The sequence below is a fragment of the Nocardia aurea genome (genome assembly GCF_003123685.1).
Classification (GTDB): Bacteria; Actinomycetota; Actinomycetes; order Mycobacteriales; family Mycobacteriaceae; genus Nocardia; species Nocardia aurea.
On sequence record NZ_QCYJ01000123.1, the window covers coordinates 1 to 1,607 of the forward strand.

3 protein-coding genes are annotated in these 1,607 nt (G+C 71.1%); all 3 read right to left on the minus strand.

The genetic code is table 11. The features are described 5' to 3' along the window. A partial coding sequence (locus DAT37_RS28720; protein WP_198654486.1) for a hypothetical protein occupies positions 1-436 on the minus strand: 436 nt, incomplete at its 3' end. After that, a complete protein-coding gene (locus DAT37_RS28725; protein WP_109528026.1) occupies positions 433-1,152 on the minus strand; it encodes an ABC transporter ATP-binding protein in 720 nt (239 codons plus the stop codon). The genes DAT37_RS28725 and DAT37_RS28720, both read right to left, overlap by 4 nt. A gap of 121 nt (positions 1,153-1,273) precedes the next feature. Then, positions 1,274-1,607: hypothetical protein (locus DAT37_RS28730; protein WP_232840057.1), on the minus strand; the 334-nt coding region annotated here is incomplete at its 5' end.

Consider the following 1,607-nt stretch of genomic DNA (forward strand, 5'->3'; position numbering starts at 1 on the left):
GGCTCGTCACCCCGAACCCGTAGAGCGCGTACGCCAGCCCGGCCATCACCGCGACCGCGAAGGCCACCTTGCCCAGCGAGAACAGCACCAGCCCGACCAGGTACTCGACGCTCGACAGCGGGCTGACCTGCACGTTGAGCAGGTTGCGCGACCAGATGTCCTCCAGGAAGGCGATCGAGATCTCGTTGCTCGCCTTCTGCAGCACCTGCCAGAGCAGCACCGCGCCGATCAGGAACGCCACCACGAACGGCACCTTCTGCGACTGCAGGAACACCGTCACGAAGCCCCACAGCAGCAGCTCGACCGTCGGCCAGAAGAGGATCTCGAACATGCGGATCGGGCTGCGCCGCAGCGCGGCGAAGTCGCGGCGGACCACGCCGAGGATCCGGCTGCGCCGGGCGGCCAGGCTGAGCGGGGGCAGGGTCAGTGTCGTCATCCGCGCGCCACCTTCAGGAACACCTCTTCCAGGTCCTCGGCCCCGTAGCGGCCGGCCAGTTCCTCGGCGCTGCCCGCGGCCACGACGCGGCCCTCGGCCATGAAGTGGATCCGGTCGCACATCCGCTCCACCTCGCGCATGTTGTGCGAGGTGATGAGCATCGCGCTGCCGCTCTCCCGGGCCACGCGCGACAGCAGGCCGCGGATCCGGTCGCCCGCGTCGGGGTCGAGATTGGCCGTGGGCTCGTCGAGCACCAGCAACTGGGGTGCGTTGACGAGGGCCTTGGCGAGCTGCACGCGGGTGCGCTGCCCGGACGACAGGTCCATCACCCTGCGCCGCCGCAGCGGGCCCAGCTCCAGCAGCTCGATCATCTCCGTCACCCGGGCCGCCGGCCGCCGGACGGCGTAGAGCCGGGCGAACGCGTCGAGGACCTCCTGCACCAGCAGCGGGCCGGGCAGATCGACGTAGCTGGCGGCGAAGTTGACCCGGCTCAGCACCTCGATCCGGTGCCGTGCCAGCTCCATGCCGAACATCGTGATCGTGCCGGCGTCGGGCGTGATGAGGCCGAGCAGCATGTGCAGGGTCGTCGACTTGCCCGCCCCGTTGGGGCCGAGCAGCCCGGCGACCTCGCCCTCGCCCACCGTGAGGCTCAGGTCGTGCACGGCCGTGACAGGTCCGAACCGCTTGGCCAGGTGGGCCGCCTCCAGAATCGCCACCGGACAAGCGTGCGAGCCGTACACGGTCCATCGCAACGGGTTTTCACCCGCCCGTCCACCGGCACGCGCGGGGCCCGCCCCCGTGCGGGAGCGGGCCCTGTCACGCCTCGGGCGTGGCCGGTCAGTGCGGGGCGGACAGGTCCAGCTCCTTGACCTTGGGGTCGCCCTCGTCCGCGAAGTAGTCCTCGCGGGCCGTCGCGTCCTGGCCGTCGGCGACCTTGAACGCCCGGAACGCCAGCGTGCCGAGCGCCGCCACCGCCAGGTTGACGGCCAGCGACAGGAAGCCCGCGTAGACCGTCATCTTGGTGTCGAACCCGAGGTTCGACAGCGCGAACGCCGAGCCGCCGAAGTGGGTCTTGCCGGTGGCCGGGTTCGGGATGAGGTACAGCATCCACATCCCGGCCGCGAGCCCGAGGGCCCAGCCCGCGACGAGGCCGCCCTTGTGGAACCAGCGC